The organism is Pseudomonas sp. P65(2024) (assembly GCF_057480955.1).
The window spans coordinates 14617-35616 of the sequence record NZ_JBLIYX010000025.1 but is presented as its reverse complement, the minus strand read 5'-3'; the positions used below and the strand labels follow the sequence as shown (position 1 = coordinate 35616).

The following is a 21000-nucleotide window of genomic DNA, read 5'->3' as shown; positions in this document are numbered from 1 at the left end:
ACAGCCTCAGGCCTGCAACATACGCTGAACCTGCGTGACCAGCGTCTGCAACGAGAACGGCTTGAACATCAACGCCGTGCCCGGTTCGTCGAGCAATGCCTGCTCGACCGGGTCGCTGGTGAAGCCGGTGATGAACAGGATCTTCTGCTCCGGCTTGATCATGCGCAGTGCCTTGGCCACCTGACGCCCACTGAAGCCTCCTGGCAAACCGATATCGGTGATCACCAGGTCGAACGGAGCGCCCCGCCTGAACTCGGTCAGCGCGCCATTGGCATCGGCCACGTCGCACACCTCAAAGCCGCACTCGAGCAGGGCCTCCTTCATCAAAGCACGCAGATTGACTTCGTCATCGATCAACAGCAGCCGCATGCCCTGCGCCTGAAACGGCAACGCACCCAGGACGACGGTCTCAGGCTCCAGTCCCGTATGGCGAGGAAACATCAGCACCACTCGAGTCCCTTCTTCCAAGGTGGATTCGATCCACACCTGTCCCCCCGACTGGTGCACAAAACCGTGCACCATGGGCAGCCCAAGGCCGGCTCCCTGTCCCAGTGACTTGGTGGTGAAGAACGGCTCGAAGGCTCTGGCCAAATCATTGCGCGACATGCCGTGGCCATCGTCCTCGATCTGTAACATGACGTAGTCACCTGCCGGCAAGCTGGCCGACTCCCCACTGTTCAGCGCCAGCCGCTCGTTGGAGGTCCTGATTGTCACCTTACCCTTGCCAAGGCAGGCATCGCGAGCATTGCTGCACAGGTGCAGGAGGGCGTTGCGCAACTGGTCGGGATCGACTTGCAACAGCCACGGCGCAACGTCCATCTGCCAGTCCAGGTGCATTTCGGCTCCTAGGGTCTGGCGCAGCATCGGCTCCGCCTCCAGCAACAGGCGGTTGATATTCAACGGATTAGGCGACAATGGCTGGCTGCGGGCGAAGGCCAGCAGGTTTTGGGTCAGGCCGATGGCGCGCTGGGTAGATTCCCGAGCCATCTGCACGTACTCCTCGACACGCTCCAGCCGCCCCTGCGCCAGTCGCCGCTCGAGCAACTCAAGGCTGCTGCCGACACCGGACAACACGTTGTTCATTTCATGCGCCAACCCACCTGCCAGCTTTACCACGCTCTCCATGCGCTGGCCGTCCCGCACCGCGGCATCGGCCAAGCGCTGGACCGCGTCGCGGTCCTCGGTGATGTCTCGCCCTACCAGCGCGGGCAGCGCTGCATCGGCAGCCCCCGTCCAGCGGAACCAGCAATAGTGGCCTTCGTTGTGCCGAAGCCGTGCGTCAAACGGCGCCATGCCCTGCCCCTGCACAAGCGCCGTCAGCGCCAAGCGGGCCTCGGTACGGTCGGCGGGGTGAAACAATTCGGGCAACGGCAGCGGATGCGACGCCCCGCACCAGCCCAACAGCCGCTGCCAGGCCGGGTTGGTCGAACGTACGCGCAGATCGGCATCGAGCATCAGCATCACATCGGGTGACAGGTGCCAGATATGCTCAGGATCGCTCAGGTACTGATCCAGGCGCGCCTCGAAGGAAAGGGCCAATTCGCGCCATTCACGACCGGTCTCCACACTGGCGGTGGTCTCGATCAGGGCGTGAAGGAAACCGGCGACCTGGCCCTGGTCGTCACGGATCGGCGAATAACAACCCGTCACCCAGACTTTCGTCATGACGCCTGCTCGATAGACAGGCAGCAGCGCGTCCTCGATCAGGCTGCCCTGTCCCTCGAGCGCCTTGAATACCGCTGCACCCATGTCCTCCCAGTTATGCGCCCAGAGCGCGTCGAAGGCGCAGCCCTGGTGACCAGTGCTACCGCCAAGCAGGATCTGGTAAGGTTCATTATGGATGACCGTCAATGTCGGGCCCCAGACCAGCGCACTGGGAAACGGCGACAGCAGCACCATATCGACGGCGACGCGCAGGGTAGGCGGCCAGGATGTCAGCGCTCCCAGCGATGTCGCGCTCCAGTCGAAGTTGCCAACGACAGCCCCCATCATCGCCATAGGGCTCGCCGGAGACGCCAGGTGAATGACCTGGATATCACCACCGGCGACATTCAAGTCAGCGGCCAATATCTTCGTCCCACAGCTCGGGTTTTTCATCGATGAACCGGCGCATCAACGCCTTGCAAGTCTCATCGTCATGTACCTCCAGGCGCACGCCGCGGCTGCCGAGCAGTTGCTCCTCACCCATGAAGGTGGTGTTTTCACCGATGACCACATGCTTGATGCCATACAGCAGGATAGCGCCGCTGCACATGGCACAAGGCGACAAGGTGGTATAGAGGGTGGACTCCTGGTACACCCAAGCCGGCTGTCGGCCGGCATTTTCCAGGGCGTCCATCTCGCCATGCAGGATGGCGCTGCCTTTTTGCACCCGGCGATTGTGTCCGCGGCCGATAATCCTGCCGTCGTGCACCAATACCGAGCCGATCGGGATGCCACCCTCCTCGAGCCCCTTTCGGGCCTCATCAATGGCAGCCTGCAGGAAAGCGGAAGTGTCCTGTTCCATGGTTTCTCCCCGGTAATACGTCAGCTTTGCTGGAGACTAGCACAGCGCCAGCCACCGTGGCGCATTGCGTGGCGAGGGCTATGCTGAAAGGGCTTTAGATCTTGCTGGCCAACCGTTTTCCCATGGATTCGACGGGCATGCGCACATGAACAAGAAGCTCCTGGTCGTGCTGACCAATACTGCCAAGTACCCCTCCATCCCGCGCGCCACAGGGCTGTGGCTGGGCGAGGCCGTGCACTTCGTCGACAAGGTGCAGCAGGCGGGCTTTGTGGTCGACTACGTAAGCCCCGCGGGTGGCTACGTGCCCATCGACCCGCACAGCCTGCGCATGGCGCCGGAGCTGGACTGGCAGTGGTACGACGACAAGACTTTCATGAACCGTTTGGGCGCCACACTGAGCCCCGGCCAGGTGAAAGCCGATCAGTACAGCGCGATTTACTACACCGGTGGGCACGGCGTGATGTGGGACTTCCCCGACAACCAGCCGCTGCAAGAACTCGCACGGCGCATCCATGAGCGCGGCGGTGCGGTCGCCGCGGTCTGCCATGGCGTGGTCGGTCTGCTCAATATCAAGCTCAGCGACAACAGTCTGCTGCTCAAAGGGCGCAGGGTGACCGGTTTCTCCAACACTGAGGAGAAACTGGCGGAACTGGACGAGGTGGTGCCGTTCCTGACCGAAAACGAGCTGGGTGCCCGTGGCGGTGAGTACAGCAAGGCGGACGATCCCTGGGCCCCCTTCGTGGTGGAGGATGGCAGCCTGATCACCGGGCAGAATCCTGCGTCCACCGCCGACGTGGCCGAGGCGGTCGTTCGCTACTTACGCAACCGCTAGCCGCCACAAAAGCATCGCGGGGCATGCCCGCTCCTACGCCATGACGGTGTGGGAGCGGGCATGCCCCGCGGTGGGTCTTGCGGCCCTATTCGACGCTCAACACGCCGCGACGCACCTGATCACGCTCGATCGACTCGAACAACGCCTTGAAGTTACCCTCACCGAAGCCGTCGTCACCCTTGCGCTGGATGAACTCGAAGAACACCGGTCCCAGCAGGGTTTCCGAGAAGATCTGCAGCAGCAGACGCTTGTCGCCTGCCTCGGAGGCGCCATCGAGCAGGATGCCGCGGGCCTGCAACTGGTCGACCGGCTCGCCGTGCCCTGGCAGACGCTCCTCGAGCATCTCGTAGTAGGTCTGCGGCGGTGGGGTCATGAAGCGCATGCCCAGGCCCTTGAGCGCATCCCAGGTCTTGAGCAGGTCGTCGGTGAGGAAAGCCACGTGCTGGATGCCTTCGCCGTTGAACTGCATCAGGAACTCTTCGATCTGCCCTGCGCCCTTGGACGACTCTTCGTTGAGCGGAATGCGGATCATGCCGTCCGGCGCGGTCATCGCCTTGGAGGTCAGGCCGGTGTACTCACCCTTGATATCGAAGTAGCGGATCTCGCGGAAGTTGAACAGCTTTTCATAGAAGTTGGCCCAGTAGGCCATGCGCCCGCGATAGACGTTGTGGGTCAGGTGGTCGATGATCTTCAGACCCGCGCCGACTGGGTTGCGGTCCACGCCTTCGATAAACTTGAAGTCGATGTCGTAGATCGAGCTGCCTTCCTCGTAGCGGTCGATCAGGTACAGCGGCGCGCCACCGATCCCCTTGATTGCCGGCAGACGCAGTTCCATTGGGCCGGTTTCGATTTCCACCGGCTGGGCGCCCAGCTCCAGGGCACGGGCGTAGGCTTCATGGGCATTGCGCACGCGGAAGGCCATGCCGCATACCGATGGGCCATGCTCGGCGGCGAAATACGAGGCGATGCTCTTGGGCTCGTTGTTCAGGATCAGGTTGATGCCGCCCTGACGATACAGGTGCACATCCTTGGAGCGGTGGCTGGCCACCTTGGTGAAACCGAGAATCTGGAATACCGGCTCCAGCACGCCGGGGGTTGGCGAAGCGAGCTCGATGAATTCGAAGCCTTCCAGGCCCATCGGGTTGTCGAAGATATCTGCCATGTGGGTGTCCTCATCTATAAGCGAAAAACGGTTGATTACAGGCTTTGGATGTGGAGATGGCGTGGTGGTGAGCAGGGGATCCCGCGCACGCTGCGGGCCAGGAAGTCACCAATGATCAGCTTGAACCCATGGTATGTCATATGGACCCATTCTCGGCGGGCTTGATTCCCCGGGAGGCGGAGAACCTTATTGTTGTATTCGTAAATCGATTCTACAGGGCGTAAATTTGTTTGTCGCGCTTTAGTTCGCAGATTGTTCCGACAAACGGCTATTCTCAACAGCATCTTGTCGCCTCGCAGAAGGTTCGCCCGCACATGCCCCTGACCGCCAAACGCCCCGCCCGCTGGAGCTGGCGCGCCCTGCTGCCCTGGGGCATCGGCGTGCTGCCGCTGCTGTGCGGGCTGGTGGTGATGCGCTGGCAGACGGAACAGGAACTGCAAGCCAGCAGCCTGGCCACGGCCCGCGAAGTGGGCATCCATGTCGAGGAGATCCTCGACAGCCTGTCCACCGCCGCCCATGAGCTTCTGCCCAAGGCGGGCCTGCCCTGTGACCAGGTGCAACTGGCACTGCGCATCGAGGTGACGCGCAACGCCTTCGTGCGTTCGACCAACCTGTTCGATCATGATCGGCTGTACTGCACCTCGCTGTACGGCGACTTCGACGAGCCGGTGGATGCCAAGGACTATACCAATGGCCAGCTGTGGCTGATGAACGGCAACTCGGTCACCCCGGGACATGCCCTGCTGGTCTATCGGATCAGCCAGGAAGGCCGTGGCGACAGGGGCGCGATCACCACGGTGGATGGCCGCCATCTGCTCACCGCGCTCCACCTGATCGGCGCCGACAACCTGGTGAAGGTGCATGTCGGCAATCACTGGATGGGCAGCGATGGCCAGGTTCATGACGGCAAGCCACCGCGCGCTGCCTCCGCCGCCACGCAGTATGCGTCCACCCGTTATCCGTTCGATGTGCACGCCGGCTACGAAGAAGGCACGCAGGCCGCGCTCATGCGCTCGCGCTACCCCGCCCTGCTCAGCCTGTTGCTGGTGCTCGGCGTCGCGGCCGGCGCAGCCTGCCGCTGGCAGATCCGCCGCGCCAGCTCACCCCTTGGCGAGCTGGAGCGGGCCCTGGAGGCTGACGAATTCGTTCCGTATTTCCAGCCGGTGGTGCGCAAGGGCGACTACCGCTGGGCCGGTATCGAAGTGTTGATGCGCTGGCAGCATCCCCGCGAAGGGCTGGTGCGCCCCGATCTGTTCATCCCCTACGCCGAACACAGCGGCCAGATCGTCGCCATGACCCGTGCCCTTATGCTGCATACCGCCCAGGCCCTGGCCCCGCATGCGGCCCTGCTGGAGGACGGCTTCCACATCGGCATCAATATCACCGCCGACCATTGCCGCGACCTGCGCCTGCTTGACGACTGCCAGACCTTCCTCCAGCACTTCCCACCCGGGCGCGTGGTGCTGACCCTGGAGCTGACCGAACGCAAGCTGATCGAGCCGACCCCGGTGACGCTTGAGTTGTTCGAAAAGCTGCACGTCATGGGCGTGATGATCGCCCTGGACGACTTCGGCACAGGCCAGTCCAGCCTCAACTACCTGCGCCAGTTCCAGGTCGACTACCTGAAGATCGACCAGAGCTTCGTCGCCATGATCGGCGGCGACGCCCTGTCCCAGCACATCCTCGACACCATCATCGAGCTCTCGGCCAAGCTGGGCCTGGGGATCGTCGCCGAAGGCGTGGAGACCGAGGTGCAGCGCGACTACCTGGCACGCCACGGGGTGGATTTCCAGCAGGGCTACCTGTTTGCCCGACCGATGCCCGCCGGCGAACTGCTGCTGGCCCTGGCCGCCCGGCCGGGCAGCCCGCAGTTGCCGCCGGGCAACGCCCCTGAGATCATGCGCGGCTGATCCACCCGCTCACTTCCCGTTTTCCGAGGCATTCGTGTCAAAAGGCATTCTTTCGTCGGTCATGGCGTCCTGTCTGTTCGCCGTGATGTACTTCTATACCTCCTTCCTCAAGCCCCTGGACGGCGAGGAGATCTTTGGCTGGCGGACCCTCCTGACCCTGCCCTGCCTGACGCTGTTCATGCTGGTCTCGAAGGACTGGAATCGGGTCGGTGAGTTGCTCGGTCGGGTGCGGCGCACACCGCTGCTGCTGCTCGGCATGGTTGGCACCTCGTGGCTGATGGGCGTGCAGCTGTGGTTGTTCCTCTGGGCGCCGCTGCACGGGCGCAGCCTGGAAGTGTCGATGGGGTATTTCCTGCTGCCGCTGGCCATGGTGCTGACCGGACGGCTGGTGTATGGCGAGCGCCTGTCGCGCCTGCAGAAGGTCGCGGTGGGCTTTGCCACGCTGGGGGTTGGCCACGAGCTCTACCAGCACGGCAGCTTCGCCTGGGAAACCCTGCTGGTGATGATCGGCTACCCGATCTACTTCGTCCTCAGACGGCGCTGCCGCACCGACCACCTGGGCGGGCTGTGGTGCGACATGTGCCTGCTGCTGCCCTGGGCCCTGTACTTCGTGATCCAGGGCCCGCTGTCGGCGACGGACCTCGCCGAGCACCCGGGCCTGTACGGGCTGATCCCGCTGCTCGGGGCGATCAGCGCCTGCGCCCTGATCGCCTACGTGCTGGCCAGCCGCCTGTTGCCGTTCAGCCTGTTCGGCCTGCTCAGCTACGTCGAGCCGGTGCTGCTGGTGGGCGTGGCCCTGCTGCTGGGCGAGACCATCGGCCCCGACCAGTGGCTGACCTACCTGCCGATCTGGGCCGCCGTGCTGGTGCTGGTGCTCGAAGGCATCAAGCACCTGCTGCGTCAGCGTCGGCGTTCGGTGTAAGACGTACCTGGCGCACCCGACGCTCCTCCACCGCCACCACGGTCATGGTCCAGCCGTTCCAGGCCAGCTGATCGCCCACCACCGGCAGGCGGTCCAGCAGGCTCATCACCAGGCCCGCCAGGGTCTGGTAGTCCTCGGTGGCGCGGGCGGCGAAGCCGGTGCGCGACTGAACCTGGGCCAGGTTAAGAGCGCCACTGACCACGAAGCCGCCTGCCTCCTCCACCACGCCTGGCCCTTCAACTTCGCTCGCATCCGGCAGTTCACCGGCAATCGACTCGAGGATGTCGGTCATGGTCAACACCCCGGTGAAGTCACCGAATTCGTTGACCACGAAGGCGATGTGGGTGGACTGGGCGCGCATCTGCTCCAGGGCATTGAGAATGCTGAAGCTCTCCAGCAGGTTCAACGGTGCCCGCGCCAGGTGCTCCAGCGCCGGCTGGTTGCCGGCCAGCAGTTCCTTGAGCAGCTCCTTCTTGTGCACGTAGCCCAGCGGTTCCTCGATGCGCCCGTCGCGAATCAGCGGCAGGCGCGAGTAGGACGAGTTGACCAGCATCTGGGTGATCGCCTCGGCCGGCTGCGACAGGTCGATGGCATCGACCTTGGCCCGCACCGTCATCACCGTGCGGATCGGCCGCTCGGCCAGGTTGAGCACACCGCTGATCATCACCCGCTCACGGCGATCGAACACCACCTGCTCGTCGCCACCGGCCACCAGGTCGGCGATCTCCTCGCCCACCTCGTCGGCTTCTACCCGGCGTCCGCCCATCAGGCGCAGCACCGCGTGGGCCGTGCGCTCACGCAATGGCCGGTGCTGATGCAGGCTGCGCTTGCGGCGAGCACGGGCCAGCTGGTTGAACAGCTCGATCAGCAGCGAGAAGCCGATGGCCGCGTACAGGTAGCCTTTCGGGATATGGAAGCCCAGGCCCTCGGCAGTCAGGCTGAAGCCGATCATCATCAGGAAGCCCAGGCACAGCATGATCACTGTCGGGTGTTCGTTGACGAAGCGGGTCAGCGGCTTGCTGGCGACGATCATGATACCGATGGAGAAGATCACCGCGATCATCATCACCGATAACTGCTCGACCATGCCCACGGCGGTGATCACCGCGTCCAGCGAGAACACCGCGTCGAGCACCACGATCTGCGCGACGATCGGCCAGAACGCCGCGTGACGGGTAACGCCGCCGCTCTGGGCGACATGGCCCTCCAGACGCTCGTGCAGCTCCATGGTGGCCTTGAACAACAGGAACACACCACCGAACAGCATGATCAGGTCACGGCCGGAGAAGGTCTTGCCGAACACGTCGATCAGCGGCGCGGTAAGGGTCACCATCCACGAAATGCTGGCCAACAGGCCCAGGCGCATGATCAGCGCCAACGACAGGCCGATCACCCGGGCGCGATCGCGCTGATGGGGTGGCAGTTTGTCGGCGAGGATGGCGATGAACACCAGGTTGTCGATACCCAGCACCAGCTCGAGGACGATAAGCGTCAACAGGCCCAGCCAGGCCGTGGGGTCGGCTAGCCATTCCATTAGCGGGTACTCACGAGGGCGGCGTCACAAGGACGGGGGAAGGAAGGCCGGGATGGCCAGGGACTGGGGGGCTCCGCGAAGGTGCTCATATAGACCTTGATAGAAAATAGGGAAGTCGATCCTACAATCGAAGCAGATTTCTCTGATAGCGCAAAACTATTACAAAAGCTGTAACAGGTGTGGCGGGGCATTTTTGTTCAATACACTCGTCACAGGCTCGGCCAGGATGACCACACCTTCCCCGTTCAAGGAAACCTTCAATGAGCCTGACCTTATCCATGGCGGCCTTCGCCCTGGCCGCCTCCATCTCCCCCGGCCCGGTCAACATCGTCGCCCTCGGCAGTGGCGCGCGCCACGGCCTGCTGGCCAGCATCGGGCATGTGGCCGGTGCCACGCTGGGTTTCTGCCTGCTGCTGGTGCTGGTGGGGCTGGGCGTGCACGAGCTGTTGCTGCGCTGGCCATTGCTGGGGCGGCTGCTGCACTGGGGTGGCGTGCTGTTTCTGCTGTACATGGCCTGGAAACTGGCCAGCGACGATGGCGCACTGGGCACCGCCGATACCCGGCAGGCGCCCAGCGCCTGGCACGGCGCGGCCATGCAGTGGCTGAGCCCCAAGGCCTGGCTGGCGGCGGTCGCCGGTATCGGCGCCTATACCGGCGGCGAGCAGCAGTTGCTGTGGCTGTTCACCTGGATCTACGGGCCGATCTGCTTCGTCTCGGTGGCCTGCTGGGCCTGGGCCGGCAGCATGATCCGCCAGTATCTGGGCGAGCCGTGGCGGATGCGCCTGCTCAATCGGGTGCTGGCGGGGTTGCTGGTGGCGAGTGCGTTGTACCTGATGGTGTGATCCTGGCTTTCAGCCATTGCGATAGTGCCCCGGCGTGGTCGCCAGGTGACGCTTGAAGGCCCGCTGCAGGTGCGCCTGGTCGGCGAACCCCGCCTCCAGCGCCACCTCGGCGATCGGCCTGCCAGCGCGCAGTAGCGCCCGGGCATGCTGCACCCGCTGGTCGAGCAGATAGCCATGGGGTGTCAGGCCGAAGCGCTTGCCGAACGCGCGGATCAAATAGGCCCGCGACAGCCCCGCCGCGGCGCAGATGTCCTCCACTGTCAGCGGGTCGAGGCGATGGGCACGGATGAACGCGGCGGCAAGCTCAAGGCGTGGATGGCCTGCGGGCTGGCCGCCCGCGTCGGCCTCCAAAAGCTGCGGCAAGCCCTTGAAGAACGCCTCCAGCTGCGCCTCCCGGCGTTCGTTGCCGGGCTCGAACAGCCCGGCGAACAGCGCCAGCAACTGCCCATACAGCGCCGCCGATGTGCTCAAGGTCGCCGAGGGCAGCGCAAAACCTCGCGCCAGCAGCCAGGGCATGTCGACGAACAGCATCAGGTACGACCAGGGTTCGCCCTGGACCGGGTTGCAGGTGTGCACCACCCCCGGGTTCATCAGCACCGTGGTCCCCGCCGCCACCTCGTGTCGGGCGTTGCCGGTCAGGTAGGTGCTGCGCCCGCCGGTGATCACGCCGATGGAGAAACTTTCGTGGGAATGGGCGGCGTAGCACACCTGGCGGCCGTCCCCCACGCGTCGGGCCTCGACGAAGGGCAATGCCGGATCACGCCAGAACCGCGAGACCTCGATCATCGCCCCGCCCTCACCCTTCGCCGCCCTGCACCACCACCAGCAACTGCGCCTGGTGCTCGCCGACCGAGCGCAGGCGGTGCGGGGTCTGGGCATTGAAATGCAGGGCGTCGCCCGCCTGCAGCAGCACCCGCTCGCTCATGAAGTCCACCTCCACCTGCCCCTCGTGGACGAACAAAAACTCCTCGCCTTCGTGCTCCTTGAAGGTCGGGTCGCTGAACGCGGTCGGCGGCTGGATCAGGAACGGCAGCAGGCTGCGCTGGCCGACCTGCGAAGTCAGCACCGCATACCCCGGCCCCTCGCCGCCACCCACCAGCGCCTGGCGTTCGCCGCGGCGTACCAGGCTGTAGCGCGCCTGGCCGTCGTGCTCGCCGTCGAACAGCTCCTCGACATTGACGTTCAGCGCCCGCGCCAGCTTCAGCGCGGCGGCGATCGACGGCGTGTTGAGGCCGCGCTCGACCTTGGACAGGTAGCTCTTGGTCATGCCGGACTTGTCGGCCAGCTGCTCAAGGGTAATGCCCAGTTTCTTTCTCAGCAGTTTCAGTCGGATAGACATGTGACGCGGGTTTCCCGAACAAACGCACTTGCTTATGACACTTTGTGTCATATAGGATTATTTGTGTCATCTTATGGCTCACCCCCTCACCGTCCAAAGCTCGGGGGCGAGCCAGCCCTGACATCCGTCATCACGCCACAGAGGAAAGCTCCCCATGGCCAACACCCTTACCCTCAGCAAAGACCAGCTGGTGCAAAAGGCACTGACACAGATGCAAGGCTCGCTTGCCGATAATACGTGGACTGTGCGCGAAAAGCTGGCCCTGACCTGCCGAATTCTCTTCGACCACGGCCACGACTCTGGCCTGGCCGGGCAGATCAGCGCCCGCGGCCCGCAGCCAGGCACCTTCTACACCCAGCAACTGGGCCTGGGCTTCGACGAAATCACCGCCGGCAACCTGCTGCTGGTCAACGAAGACCTCGAAGTGCTCGAAGGCCAGGGCATGCCCAACCCGGCCAACCGCTTCCACAGCTGGGTGTACCGCGCCCGCCCCGACGTCAACTGCATCATCCACACCCACCCGACCCATGTCGCCGCGCTGTCGATGCTCGAAGTGCCACTGCAGGTCTCGCACATGGACCTGTGCCCGCTGTACGAGGACTGCGCGTTTCTCGAAGCCTGGCCGGGCGTGCCGGTGGGCAACGAGGAAGGCGAGATCATCAGCGCCGCCCTGGGCGACAAGCGCGCCATCCTGCTCTCGCACCATGGCCAGCTGTCCACCGGCACCAGTATCGAGCAGGCCTGCGTCTACGCCCAGCTGATTGAGCGCGCCGCGCGCCTGCAACTGCTGGCGATGGCCGCCGGCACCATCAAGCCGATCGCCCCGGAGCTCGGCCGCGACGCCCACGACTGGATCGACCGGCCCAAGCGCCACGGCGCCGCCTTCAACTATTACGCCCGGCAGGCTCTGCGCAGCCACGCCGATTGCCTGAACTGATCCCTCTACGCCTTGCTTGCGGAGCCTTGCACAATGACCAATCAATTCCACGGCATCATCGGCTACACCATCACCCCGTTCAGCGCCGACGGCCAGCAGCTCGACCTGCCCGCGCTGGGGCAGTCCATCGATCGACTGATCGCAGGCGGTTCCCACGCCATCGCCCCGCTGGGCAGCACCGGCGAAGGCGCCTACCTGAGCGACAGCGAATGGCAGCAGGTCGCCCAGTACAGCCTGGAGCGCATCGCCAAGCGCGTGCCGAGCATCGTCAGCGTCTCCGACCTGACCACCGCCGGCGCCGTGCGCCGCGCCCGCTTCGCCCAGAAGCACGGCGCCGACGCGGTGATGGTGCTGCCGGCCGCGTACTGGAAGCTCAGCGAAGCCGAGATCCTCCAGCACTACCGCGCCATTGGCGCGGCCATCGACATCCCGATCATGCTCTACAACAACCCGGCCACCAGCGGCACCGACATGCCGGTGGAGCTGATCCTGCGTATCGTGCGCGAAGTCGACAACGTGACCATGGTCAAGGAGAGCACCGGCGACATCCAGCGCATGCACAAGCTGCACTTGCTTGGCGAGGGCCAAGTGCCGTTCTACAACGGCTGCAACCCGCTGGCGCTGGAGGCCTTCGTGGCGGGCGCCACGGGCTGGTGCACGGCGGCGGCCAACCTGATTCCCGAACTGAACCTGCGGCTGTACCAGGCGGTGCAGGCCGGTGAACTGGAGCAGGCCAAGGCGCTGTTCTACCGCCAACTGCCGTTGCTCGACTTCATCCTCAAGGGGGGCTTGCCGGCGACCATCAAGGCTGGCCTGGAGATGACCGGGCTGCCGGTGGGCGAGCCACGGCGGCCGGTGTTCGGGCTGGATGCCCAGGGTCGCGGCCAGCTGAAGGCGCTGCTCGACGCCTTGCGTCAGGGCTGACATCAGCGGCGTACCTGTGGGAGTCCACTCCCACAGGTCATCCACACACTTGAGAACTCGGCCCCGAACCCGGAGAATGCCCCCGACCCAAACGACCAGAAGCCATGGAAAAGGACCTTTCCAGTGAACCAGAAACAACGCGACACCCTCAGCAAGTTCCTCAGCTACGTGTTGCGCCACGCCCCCGAATCCATCGACCTGTCCCTCGATCGCGACGGCTGGGCCGATGTCGACGCGCTGATCCACGGCGCCGGCCGGCAAGGCCACGCCTTCGACCTGCATGCCCTGCGCGAAGTGGTCGAGACCAATGACAAGCGCCGTTTCACCCTATCCGACGATGGCCGCCGCATCCGCGCTGCCCAAGGCCACAGCAGCGCCCAGGTCGAAGTGCGCCATGTAGCCAAGACACCACCCGCCCTGCTCTACCACGGCACCGCCAGCCGCTTCCTGGCCTCCATCGAAGCCCAGGGCCTGATCCCCGGCAGCCGTCATCATGTGCACCTGAGCGAGGACCCGCAGACCGCGCTGGCGGTGGGCAAGCGCTATGGTCAGCCGGTGCTGCTCACGGTCGATACCCAGGCCATGTGCGCAGCGGGAACGGTGTTCTATCAAGCCGACAACGGTGTCTGGCTGGTAGACCAGGTGCCGCCGGCCCATTTGTCACGCCAAGCAGAGAAGTAAGCCCCAGCCCGTCGGGCCACGCTGTCGCGCAGGGAGCTGTCCCCCTGTGGGAGCCTGGGACTAATGCGCCATCCCAAGCTCCGCATCATCCATCAGCGCCTTGGCCAACGCACTGAGGTAATGCGCCGCCCAGACCATCCGCGGATCTTCATCCATCACCCCGACCAAGGTCAGGTGCCGCACATAGTCCATCAACTCCGACGCCTGCTCGCGAGCGTGCTGGCAAGGAATGCCGGGCTCGATGCAGAACAGCGGCTGGGCATCCTTGCCCTCGCCCTGATAAAAACGGGTCTTGCCCGGCGTGAGCGGGGTCTTGCCATCGTCTGTGGTCATGATCGATCTCCCTGAGAACGTCGTCGGCTAGTGCAGCGTGCGGGGCTCGCCCGGCGCTTGGGCCGAGTACTGTACCTGGGTCGGGGCGGACTCGAGTAACGTGCGCACCGCCTCCATCTCGTGGGCGGCGGCCAGCATCAGGATCGCGCCGGGCGACCGGGGCTTGAGCTGGACAGCCTGGTTGGCCACCGTGAGCGCGCAGAAGGCGTACTCGATGGCGCGTACCAGGGTGTCTTCGAGGAAGTGGGCGTGATCCTGGGGGGAAGGTGGATCGGGGACAATCTTCAGCATGCTCGTACTCCAACAATGGTTGAGGGTTGAGCTGTCAGCTGAACTGCTGTCAAACAGTCGGGTGGCAGCTGTACGCGGGTTGACAGACCGAGATTGTTGGCACTCGGCGCACACAAGGTGCCCGCACGTACAGCCGCCATTGAGCGTATGCACACGTGGACAACAATCAACGGTCTGTCAAAACCGACCGCTGAATTGGCAGCGGCAGGCCGAGACTAGAAGGCGAGTTGACCTGGAGCAAGGGCTGAAAGGCGGTAAAAGCATGCTTCGGAAATGGACTACAAGGAATAAGGAAATTCCGATTCTTATCCTTGCTCCAGATGCAAAAACCAGGACGGAAGGCTGCCTTTCTCGGGCGAACACTACAATCTGCAGGTCTTGAGCTGTTCAATGACCGCAGCCACGGTACCTGTCTCAAGCTTTAAACCTTCTGCTGTATGGCCATCATCCCGCGACCAAACCAGTCGATCGCCATCCCGTTCCATTTTGAAGTACAGAATGAATCCAGAATCTTCAGCTTCAGTAGCCGAAAAGTCCGCGATGCCTGGTAGCAAATCGCCTACCTCCCTCGAAAAGTAGGCCCTGGCATTGTCGAAAACTTCTCGATCCTCATAGATTAGATCCGCAGTAGAGTCAGGCAATCGGATACCGGAGAAGAAACTCAGCACTGAACGCAGCTCCAACGCTTCTACAGCATCAAAAATACGTACTCCACCGGCATACACGCAAAGCAAACCATTTTTCCAGCTGTCACCCTGCACATTCCAAGCGTCAACGACCTGGAACTGCACGGCGAACCTATCCGGATCACCTGCAATCATTAGATTTTCACTCCCAAAAGTTTCTGTATATCCGTAGGTATCTGGTTACCGCGAAGAGGGCTTCGGCTGTCGCCGGCACTACCGTTCCAGTGGTATTCGCCATTACTGCCCATGAATTGTAAAAAAGGGACTGTAAAAAGGGGACAGATTTGAATGGCACTTACTTAACATGCTTCGGATGCCCATGTTTCCTGATATCTGCCCTTGCTGATCGACGTGGTTTGGTCAGCAAGGGGTAGGCCTGAGGCCTTCGCTTTATCGCCCGAGGCTCGACACGGCCAGGCCGGTTGCCTACACGCCTTTGAGCAATCAGCATCAGCAAATCTGCCAACCGATCCTCCCCCTCGCCGTAGCTGCGCTGTCGTAGCGCCAGCCATAGCTGGAGGCTGTGCTTGAAACTCAGTTCGCGGGGCAAGCAGTCGGCCATTAACGCCGATTGTGACATGAGCATTCGGATCAGGTTGTGTGCCAGCAGATAGACCCACAGCTCCTTGACGGCCATCCCTGGTGTTTTGCAACTCAGTTTTCCCAGTCCCAACGTTGCCTTCAGGTTTCGTAAATCCAGTTCGACATGCCAGCGCCCTTTGTAGAGCGACCTGAGGGCTGATTTGGGTGTTTGCTTTGGGCATTGCAACGTTGTCACCAGGATCTTTCCACCGGCCTTCAGCTCTCTCACCGTCAGCCTCTCCGGCGCCTGTTCATACTGCGGCATGCTCATCCAAGGCGGCCTGCATCCAGGCTTTTTCAGCTCGATCAAATGGTCTTCCGATCCGAGACGTTGCCCTAAAGCAAAATCCGTACTGCGCCGTCGCGCTCCGTACTGCTCAAACACCCCATCGACGCCCCTTCGCTGCAGCTCACACAACAGAAAGTAGGTGGCGTAATACGCATCACCCAACAGAATATCGCCTGTTTTCAGCACATTGAGCATTGACCTGAGCAGGGTCTGTTCATCACCACCTTTACCTCTGAAGCGGCCCAAAGCAGCGTCCAGAACGGCACCGCTACATAGACAGACAATGCCAACCATTCGGCAGAGTGGGAAACCCAGGCCGACCTTCTGCCCCCGTGATTGTGGATATGCAACCTGATTGGCAGCCGTGTCGGGCATCGAAACGGTTGTTCCATCAACAAGACGCACGGGCCGTCCCCTCCAACGCCACGACGAGGGGGCTTGATCACTGATCGATGAAGCCGTGTGACGAACCAGTGTTGAGACCATTTCCACCGGTAGGCGCTGCCTGGCTCTGCAGAAGGCGCCTGTACGAGTGCTGTTGGGCTTCATACCGTTGCAGGATCGCTTGATGGAAAAGTCATTGACCGCCTGCTGGCAGGAGCGATCAGCATTCATTGCTTGAGCCAGGAGCATCGAGAGCGTTTCAGTCGGTGAGAATAGGCGCTCTCGATGTGCTGGCAACAATGACTCGACACGCTTTAGCAGTTCGGGGGCCATGAGGAGATCGAAAAATGCCTGAGCGTCACTGGTCGAAGCATGGTGGCGGAAACGCTGCTGTTGATGCTGCAGGATTTGACGTCTACGATCCATTCAGGGCTGCGTCCTTGGCTTAATGGTGTGTGTTCGCAACTATCACCGTAGACCAAGGCCAGCCCTTCTTCATTTTTTCTTGTGGATCAAAGGGTTGGCTGTTAGGCACTGTACGAAAAGTAATGTCGTAAACACCGTCGCCAGCAAGCCAGCGTGACCATTGCAGCAAAGCTTTCCGCCAGCTTGCAGTAGCGTGTACCCAGGCGGCGGTGCTCCTTCAGCCAACCAAATAGCCGTTCGATGGCGTTCCGCTGCCGATACTTGGGCTTGTCAAACAGGCGCGGTAAGCCCGGCTTCGGTCTGCGTTTCATGTCACGCAGCGGAATCACCGGCTGCATCCGATAGCGGTCGCAGTATTGCCGCAAGGATTCTGCGTCATAGCCTTTGTCGGCCAGGAGCCAGCGGCAGCGCTTGCGTGGCCTACCTCGGTTCAAAGGGATGTGGACACCGTCCAGCAGTCGCTGAGCATGGGATATGTCACTGGCGTGACCACCTGAGAGCGTGAAGTGGAGTGGGATGCCACGGGCGTCACTGACCATGTGAATTTTCGTCGTCAACCCGCCCCGGCTTCGTCCAAGTGCGTGGTCCGTTGGTTCTTCAGCCCCCCTTTTTTGCCTGCTCCGGCAGAGGCACGGGTGGCCCTCACGGCGGTTGAGTCGATGCACCAGGTGGTCAAGTCAATCTGGCCCTGTGCATTGAGTTTGAGGTGTAACCGCTTGAGCATCTTGTTGAAGGTTCCTTGGTTTCGCCAGTCTCGAAATCGTTGATAGGCCGTCGACCAAGGCCCGAACCGTTCAGGCATGTCCCGCCAGGTTGCGCCTGAGCAAAGCACCCACAACACGCCGTTGAGCATCAAGCGATCATCGACTCTTGGGCGTCCTGTACGTCGATGTGCGGTGAAGAGGTCCGCGACTATTTCCCATTCTGCATCGGAAAGTTCGTATCGCTTGGACATGGCAGAATCCTTCGCCTAAAAAGCGAGAACTCTACGGAAAATCAGGCTTCCAGAGGCTCCGGTGAGGTTTCAAAGGTTTTCACACAGAACCTAAGTAAGTGCCATTCAAATCTGTTCCCTTTTCTCTCGTCCCCCTTTTCTCTCTTTTCTCTGTCCTTTTCTCTGAAGCCCAGGGCCTGATCCCCGGCAGTCGCCACCATGTGCACCTGAGCGAGGACCCGCAGACCGCGCTGGCGGCGGGCAAGCGCTATGGTCAGCCAGTGCTGCTCACGGTCGATACCCAGGCCATGTGCGCAGCGGGAACGGTGTTCTATCAAGCCGACAACGGTGTCTGGCTGGTAGACCAGGTGCCGGCAGCACACCTGTCACGCCAAGCAGAGAAATAAGCCCAACCCGTCCCCTTGAGCGGCCTTGTGTCGCGAAAGGGCCGCAAAGCGGCCCCGGCGATCTTTGCATCAATGCTGAAATCCTGGGGCTGCTACGCACCCCTTTCGCGACACAAGGCCGCTCCTACAGGGGAATGTGCTAAGCCTGGGACTAATGCGCCATCCCCATTCCGCATCATCCATCAGCGCCTTGGCCAAGGCACTGAGGTAATGCGCCGCCCAGACCATCCGCGGGTCTTCGTCCATCACCCTGACCAAGGTCAGGTGACGCACATAGTCCATCGCAGCAATTTCCAGTGTTAACCTGGCCCTGCCCTTGCCCCTTCGTCCTCCGGCGAGATGAACATCAACACCCCTTCAGTGCCTCATATGCACACCAGATGCAATCGCGAACTTGCTCTGCGCCAAGATAGTAATCTGGATCGCTCTGAAGCAAACGCTCACTCTTCGTAAACGCATCAAGATCGCCGAACAGCTTATCCAGCACGCCATAGGTCTCCTCCAGAAGAGGGGACTGCTCGCGCTTGAAACGCTCAAAATATAATTCGGAGAATTGCTCAAGCGAATACTCCCCGTCCAAACACCCCTTGATCAGGGTCATATAAGGCAATATTGCCTCATCCATCTTCATCACCATAAACAAAGGGGGCCGACAGACTTAATCCATCACCGCTTCGCAAGGCAGGATTACCGCTGTGAAAGCGGGCTTGCTGCGCCCCAACTTCCCCGCCCTCAGCACCCAGGGTGCCCATCAGCCAGCACCTCCCGTACCTTGCGCAACCAACCAGCATAATCCAGACCCTCTGAATCTGGCGCAAAGAAGCAACCTATTTCCTGTACCACGAGTTGTTCAAGCGCTTTTTCAGAAAGATTGAAGCTTAGCACCTCATCAATCTCTCGCACGCCTGCTACATGCATTTCCCTTGGTTCATCCACAAGCATGTTGCGCAACGCTTCAGCGCTGTCGGAATATTCTTCTGGCCAGTCCTGATGAAAATAACAGCCCAGCAAGTGAGAGAGCATGGGGAGCTTCATAAATACCTTAACTCGAAGAGGTGAAAGACAGACCCAAAAGAGGAAAGTTTTATTTCCCGCACTCATTTTTGACACATCCGCTTCCAATGCTCGACTACATCAGTACTTTCTCAGCACCAGACTTCGCAGTCATCTTGGTCATTCAACAGCATGACATTAGAGTAGAGCAAATAAACCTGCCCTTCTCATTTTCTCCTTTGCGACTCAAGCGCCGGAATCCAAGAATCGCTCTATCATGCCCCTATCGACTTCCCTGAACAAAATTTCAAGCTTATGTTCGCGCCCCTCCCCCCAATTAAGAGTTGCATCTCGTAAAACTTCTAAATAGACCCTCAACTCACTGTCCGCCAAGGCAGGCATTCCCTCATGAGCGATGATCACTTTTCGACAGGAAATCCACTCAAGGTCTGTCAAGCAATCATACAACGCATTCCAGTTAAACCCAAAATATCCAGGAAACCAAAGTCCATAATAAAGCGCCCTCAGCAATTCGGCTGGTAACGCTATTCCGGGGTCTATACGCACATAGAAAGCTTTGGCTGTATCGTAGCCCCTATGACTATCGAAGAACACAAACGGTGCTTGCTTATCCGAATTCATTTTTAGTCGCAAGAGCCAACCTCACTCAAAAAACCTCTTACCAACAGTCGATCAGATTCATTTTTTGCGGCCTTACCCAGAACAGGAGTCAGATAGTAGAGCAGCAACGCCCTATCAGAAGTGTTAGCTGGAAGGTTGTCCCTGACACACTCAATAAATGTCTTTACTGACATAAACGAGGAAAACACCTCGTACCCTCTCGCGCTGGAAAACGGTATCTTCTTAAAATAGTAGCTAGCCAATCGCCTTTGATCGGATCGCTTCCAAGAACGGTGAGGAATCAGCAACAGCGCCTCACCATATTCCATGGATTCTAACGAATAGGTCTTCATTAGCCATTCAACAGCCTGCTCTGAGCTCAGCGCCGCAAGCTGTTGACACAACTGCTTCTGCTGTGAATTCATAACACCACCTACCTTGGTTTCAATACATCCTGCGGCAAGCCCGAATCTCTACTCAGCGTAGCAGGAGGCTGATGATAGCCAGAATTGTTAGTCCATTGGGTTACGGCCCCGCGAACCTGCCCGTCATTATTACCAAAGCGTATAAAACCTGCATAACTTACCTTTCCTCCGCCACTTCAAACCAAGATGGGTTGAGAGGTCCTGATTCACATTTAGCCTGTATCCAACGCACCCCATCATGCCCACTGATATTCGCCCCGTGCGTTGGAGCATCACTCACGACAGAACCCACGGCCCGCCATTGCCATCAGGTGCCTTACCTTGGGTACGCACCAACCTGCGGGGGAGTCGCCATACACATCGGTATTGGTGGTTACACGTACCGACGCCATGTCGGCAGGCATACCCGCATATCTATAGGGGACAGAGGTAAAACCAGAGCAACCAGCGAGCAAGCTCGCCAGCAAGAGCGTCGCACTACGGCACATGAAACGTCCTTGAATACGTGGAATCAGGTCCGTCTAGGCATGAACAAATGTTCCGCCCAGCGCGCAAATTTCAAAAATGCCCCCTGATCACACCTGTGGATCGGGCGAGCTACCCGGGCCGTAGCTGAAGAAGGTCCTGACCTGCTCACCTCGTCGGTAGGAGAGCGTGAACGCGGTCCAGTGGTCTCCTCGCTGGGCGCCACTTTGTCGCAGTTGCTTTACCAGCTTGAAGATCACCGCGTTACTGAAGTCCGTTTCAACATCCGTGATCTCAACGCCATTTCGCTCAGCCGTGAGCTGTGTCTCAACCCAGCCCTTTCCTACTTTGACCTCGTACTGAAACGCGTCATAGCCGTCAACAATACCTTGATCAAGTATCGAGAAAAGCTCTTTAACAATGGCTAGATCTTCAGTAATCAAATTTTCTACCAGCGATGTATTGGATTAATTGTCAAACATTCGCACCGTCTTGCGCCAAGCTTAAAGGGGAAAGATTTATTATCCACACTCTAATGTTGAAGCCCCCGCGCCAGCGTTCGACGCCCTCATCGA

At 60.9% G+C, this 21000-nt stretch carries 23 protein-coding genes and 2 pseudogenes; 8 read left to right on the top strand and 17 right to left on the bottom strand.

Going from position 1 to position 21000, the window contains the following annotated elements; translation table 11 throughout:
* Window positions 1-6: 6 nt before the first annotated feature.
* Window positions 7-2097, bottom strand: coding sequence for a hybrid sensor histidine kinase/response regulator (locus AC25MA_RS24190; RefSeq protein ID WP_236180770.1), 2091 nt, complete (start codon window positions 2095-2097; stop codon window positions 7-9).
* A complete protein-coding gene (locus AC25MA_RS24185) occupies window positions 2057-2506 on the bottom strand; it encodes a nucleoside deaminase (RefSeq protein WP_186595842.1) in 450 nt (149 codons plus the stop codon). The genes AC25MA_RS24190 and AC25MA_RS24185 overlap by 41 nt, the downstream gene beginning before the upstream one ends.
* A gap of 145 nt (window positions 2507-2651) precedes the next feature.
* Between AC25MA_RS24185 and AC25MA_RS24180 the strand changes: the two genes are divergently transcribed.
* Window positions 2652-3338 carry a type 1 glutamine amidotransferase domain-containing protein gene (locus AC25MA_RS24180; protein WP_028691512.1) on the top strand — a complete coding sequence of 229 codons (687 nt, stop codon included), beginning with the start codon at window positions 2652-2654 and terminating at the stop codon, window positions 3336-3338.
* An 85-nt stretch (window positions 3339-3423) separates the two neighbouring features.
* Here AC25MA_RS24180 and hppD read toward each other — a convergent pair whose 3' ends face one another.
* On the bottom strand, window positions 3424-4500 hold the full coding sequence (hppD, locus tag AC25MA_RS24175) for a 4-hydroxyphenylpyruvate dioxygenase (protein WP_028691513.1): 1077 nt from the start codon (window positions 4498-4500) through the stop codon (window positions 3424-3426).
* Between the two features lie 314 nt (window positions 4501-4814).
* Here hppD and AC25MA_RS24170 point away from each other — a divergent pair, with 314 nt between their 5' ends.
* Both AC25MA_RS24170 and rarD read left to right on the top strand, forming a co-directional pair.
* On the top strand, window positions 4815-6410 hold the full coding sequence (locus AC25MA_RS24170) for an EAL domain-containing protein (protein WP_186595839.1): 1596 nt from the start codon (window positions 4815-4817) through the stop codon (window positions 6408-6410).
* Window positions 6411-6444: 34 nt separating this feature from the next.
* Window positions 6445-7332 (top strand): EamA family transporter RarD, encoded by an 888-nt coding sequence (rarD, locus tag AC25MA_RS24165; protein ID WP_062360263.1) that lies wholly within the window; start codon window positions 6445-6447, stop codon window positions 7330-7332.
* Here the strand turns inward: rarD and AC25MA_RS24160 are convergent.
* Complete coding sequence (locus AC25MA_RS24160; protein ID WP_028691516.1) at window positions 7295-8866, bottom strand: TerC family protein; 1572 nt, start codon at window positions 8864-8866, stop codon at window positions 7295-7297. The two genes, rarD and AC25MA_RS24160, sit on opposite strands and share 38 nt — an antisense overlap.
* A 260-nt stretch (window positions 8867-9126) precedes the next feature.
* Between AC25MA_RS24160 and AC25MA_RS24155 the strand changes: the two genes are divergently transcribed.
* Window positions 9127-9708 carry a LysE family translocator gene (locus tag AC25MA_RS24155; RefSeq protein WP_186595837.1) on the top strand — a complete coding sequence of 194 codons (582 nt, stop codon included), beginning with the start codon at window positions 9127-9129 and terminating at the stop codon, window positions 9706-9708.
* Between the two features lie 9 nt (window positions 9709-9717).
* On the opposite strand, the gene AC25MA_RS24150 is transcribed toward AC25MA_RS24155, so the two are convergent.
* Window positions 9718-10494 carry an AraC family transcriptional regulator gene (locus tag AC25MA_RS24150; RefSeq protein WP_028691518.1) on the bottom strand — a complete coding sequence of 259 codons (777 nt, stop codon included), beginning with the start codon at window positions 10492-10494 and terminating at the stop codon, window positions 9718-9720.
* Between the two features lie 10 nt (window positions 10495-10504).
* On the bottom strand, window positions 10505-11047 hold the full coding sequence (locus tag AC25MA_RS24145; RefSeq protein WP_182323884.1) for a helix-turn-helix domain-containing protein: 543 nt from the start codon (window positions 11045-11047) through the stop codon (window positions 10505-10507).
* A 154-nt stretch (window positions 11048-11201) separates the two neighbouring features.
* Here AC25MA_RS24145 and AC25MA_RS24140 point away from each other — a divergent pair, with 154 nt between their 5' ends.
* The 3 genes from AC25MA_RS24140 to AC25MA_RS24130 all read left to right on the top strand — a co-directional run bounded on the left by AC25MA_RS24140 (window position 11202) and on the right by AC25MA_RS24130 (window position 13589).
* Window positions 11202-11984 carry an aldolase gene (locus AC25MA_RS24140; RefSeq protein WP_186595835.1) on the top strand — a complete coding sequence of 261 codons (783 nt, stop codon included), beginning with the start codon at window positions 11202-11204 and terminating at the stop codon, window positions 11982-11984.
* 33 nt (window positions 11985-12017) lie between these two features.
* Window positions 12018-12908 carry a dihydrodipicolinate synthase family protein gene (locus tag AC25MA_RS24135; RefSeq protein WP_186595833.1) on the top strand — a complete coding sequence of 297 codons (891 nt, stop codon included), beginning with the start codon at window positions 12018-12020 and terminating at the stop codon, window positions 12906-12908.
* A 123-nt stretch (window positions 12909-13031) separates the two neighbouring features.
* Complete coding sequence (locus tag AC25MA_RS24130; RefSeq protein ID WP_062360273.1) at window positions 13032-13589, top strand: RNA 2'-phosphotransferase; 558 nt, start codon at window positions 13032-13034, stop codon at window positions 13587-13589.
* 60 nt (window positions 13590-13649) lie between these two features.
* On the opposite strand, the gene AC25MA_RS24125 is transcribed toward AC25MA_RS24130, so the two are convergent.
* The 5 genes from AC25MA_RS24125 to AC25MA_RS24105 all read right to left on the bottom strand — a co-directional run bounded on the left by AC25MA_RS24125 (window position 13650) and on the right by AC25MA_RS24105 (window position 17535).
* Window positions 13650-13922, bottom strand: coding sequence for a DUF3077 domain-containing protein (locus tag AC25MA_RS24125; protein WP_062360275.1), 273 nt, complete (start codon window positions 13920-13922; stop codon window positions 13650-13652).
* A 27-nt stretch (window positions 13923-13949) separates the two neighbouring features.
* On the bottom strand, window positions 13950-14213 hold the full coding sequence (locus tag AC25MA_RS24120; protein ID WP_486972464.1) for a hypothetical protein: 264 nt from the start codon (window positions 14211-14213) through the stop codon (window positions 13950-13952).
* A 362-nt stretch (window positions 14214-14575) separates the two neighbouring features.
* Complete coding sequence (locus tag AC25MA_RS24115; RefSeq protein ID WP_028691525.1) at window positions 14576-15034, bottom strand: Imm42 family immunity protein; 459 nt, start codon at window positions 15032-15034, stop codon at window positions 14576-14578.
* 160 nt (window positions 15035-15194) lie between these two features.
* Window positions 15195-16580: an IS4-like element ISPen1 family transposase gene (locus AC25MA_RS24110; RefSeq protein ID WP_062574212.1), complete on the bottom strand. Its 1386-nt coding sequence runs from the start codon at window positions 16578-16580 to the stop codon at window positions 15195-15197.
* A gap of 101 nt (window positions 16581-16681) precedes the next feature.
* Window positions 16682-17535 (bottom strand): IS5-like element ISPsp10 family transposase gene (locus tag AC25MA_RS24105; protein WP_155721659.1). Its coding sequence is split into 2 segments (ribosomal slippage): window positions 16682-17191 and window positions 17194-17535, totalling 852 coding nucleotides; the frame shifts between segments, so codons are not numbered across the junction.
* 170 nt (window positions 17536-17705) lie between these two features.
* On the opposite strand from AC25MA_RS24105, the pseudogene AC25MA_RS24100 reads away from it, so the two are divergent.
* Window positions 17706-17921: pseudogene (locus tag AC25MA_RS24100) on the top strand (RNA 2'-phosphotransferase); the annotation flags it as partial.
* Between the two features lie 162 nt (window positions 17922-18083).
* On the opposite strand, the pseudogene AC25MA_RS24095 reads toward AC25MA_RS24100, so the two are convergent.
* From AC25MA_RS24095 to AC25MA_RS24070, 6 genes and pseudogenes are all read right to left on the bottom strand, one after another.
* A pseudogene (locus AC25MA_RS24095) lies at window positions 18084-18203 on the bottom strand (DUF3077 domain-containing protein); the annotation flags it as partial.
* A gap of 64 nt (window positions 18204-18267) precedes the next feature.
* The gene (locus AC25MA_RS24090) at window positions 18268-18546 is read right to left on the bottom strand and encodes a colicin immunity domain-containing protein (protein WP_162175268.1); all 279 of its coding nucleotides are present in this window, start codon (window positions 18544-18546) and stop codon (window positions 18268-18270) included.
* A gap of 107 nt (window positions 18547-18653) precedes the next feature.
* Window positions 18654-19022 (bottom strand): contact-dependent growth inhibition system immunity protein, encoded by a 369-nt coding sequence (locus AC25MA_RS24085; RefSeq protein WP_155721660.1) that lies wholly within the window; start codon window positions 19020-19022, stop codon window positions 18654-18656.
* 138 nt (window positions 19023-19160) lie between these two features.
* Window positions 19161-19556, bottom strand: a complete 396-nt coding sequence (locus AC25MA_RS24080) for a barstar family protein (protein ID WP_036986265.1) — start codon at window positions 19554-19556, stop codon at window positions 19161-19163.
* A gap of 2 nt (window positions 19557-19558) precedes the next feature.
* On the bottom strand, window positions 19559-19960 hold the full coding sequence (locus tag AC25MA_RS24075) for a hypothetical protein (RefSeq protein WP_036986266.1): 402 nt from the start codon (window positions 19958-19960) through the stop codon (window positions 19559-19561).
* A 575-nt stretch (window positions 19961-20535) separates the two neighbouring features.
* On the bottom strand, window positions 20536-20868 hold the full coding sequence (locus AC25MA_RS24070; protein ID WP_028691533.1) for a hypothetical protein: 333 nt from the start codon (window positions 20866-20868) through the stop codon (window positions 20536-20538).
* Window positions 20869-21000: the final 132 nt, after the last annotated feature.

What these genes read in the sequence shown, in the direction of transcription:
- AC25MA_RS24190 (WP_236180770.1), bottom strand. Translation starts at nt 2,097, where the DNA reads ATGAAAAACCCGAGCTGTGGGACGAAGATATTGGCCGCTGACTTGAAT.
- AC25MA_RS24185 (WP_186595842.1), bottom strand. Translation starts at nt 2,506, where the DNA reads ATGGAACAGGACACTTCCGCTTTCCTGCAGGCTGCCATTGATGAGGCC.
- AC25MA_RS24180 (WP_028691512.1), top strand. Translation starts at nt 2,652, where the DNA reads ATGAACAAGAAGCTCCTGGTCGTGCTGACCAATACTGCCAAGTACCCC.
- hppD (WP_028691513.1), bottom strand. Translation starts at nt 4,500, where the DNA reads ATGGCAGATATCTTCGACAACCCGATGGGCCTGGAAGGCTTCGAATTC.
- AC25MA_RS24170 (WP_186595839.1), top strand. Translation starts at nt 4,815, where the DNA reads ATGCCCCTGACCGCCAAACGCCCCGCCCGCTGGAGCTGGCGCGCCCTG.
- AC25MA_RS24160 (WP_028691516.1), bottom strand. Translation starts at nt 8,866, where the DNA reads ATGGAATGGCTAGCCGACCCCACGGCCTGGCTGGGCCTGTTGACGCTT.
- AC25MA_RS24155 (WP_186595837.1), top strand. Translation starts at nt 9,127, where the DNA reads ATGAGCCTGACCTTATCCATGGCGGCCTTCGCCCTGGCCGCCTCCATC.
- AC25MA_RS24150 (WP_028691518.1), bottom strand. Translation starts at nt 10,494, where the DNA reads ATGATCGAGGTCTCGCGGTTCTGGCGTGATCCGGCATTGCCCTTCGTC.
- AC25MA_RS24145 (WP_182323884.1), bottom strand. Translation starts at nt 11,047, where the DNA reads ATGTCTATCCGACTGAAACTGCTGAGAAAGAAACTGGGCATTACCCTT.
- AC25MA_RS24140 (WP_186595835.1), top strand. Translation starts at nt 11,202, where the DNA reads ATGGCCAACACCCTTACCCTCAGCAAAGACCAGCTGGTGCAAAAGGCA.
- AC25MA_RS24135 (WP_186595833.1), top strand. Translation starts at nt 12,018, where the DNA reads ATGACCAATCAATTCCACGGCATCATCGGCTACACCATCACCCCGTTC.
- AC25MA_RS24125 (WP_062360275.1), bottom strand. Translation starts at nt 13,922, where the DNA reads ATGACCACAGACGATGGCAAGACCCCGCTCACGCCGGGCAAGACCCGT.
- AC25MA_RS24120 (WP_486972464.1), bottom strand. Translation starts at nt 14,213, where the DNA reads ATGCTGAAGATTGTCCCCGATCCACCTTCCCCCCAGGATCACGCCCAC.
- AC25MA_RS24115 (WP_028691525.1), bottom strand. Translation starts at nt 15,034, where the DNA reads ATGATTGCAGGTGATCCGGATAGGTTCGCCGTGCAGTTCCAGGTCGTT.
- AC25MA_RS24110 (WP_062574212.1), bottom strand. Translation starts at nt 16,580, where the DNA reads ATGGATCGTAGACGTCAAATCCTGCAGCATCAACAGCAGCGTTTCCGC.
- AC25MA_RS24090 (WP_162175268.1), bottom strand. Translation starts at nt 18,546, where the DNA reads ATGGATGAGGCAATATTGCCTTATATGACCCTGATCAAGGGGTGTTTG.
- AC25MA_RS24085 (WP_155721660.1), bottom strand. Translation starts at nt 19,022, where the DNA reads ATGAGTGCGGGAAATAAAACTTTCCTCTTTTGGGTCTGTCTTTCACCT.
- AC25MA_RS24080 (WP_036986265.1), bottom strand. Translation starts at nt 19,556, where the DNA reads ATGAATTCGGATAAGCAAGCACCGTTTGTGTTCTTCGATAGTCATAGG.
- AC25MA_RS24075 (WP_036986266.1), bottom strand. Translation starts at nt 19,960, where the DNA reads ATGAATTCACAGCAGAAGCAGTTGTGTCAACAGCTTGCGGCGCTGAGC.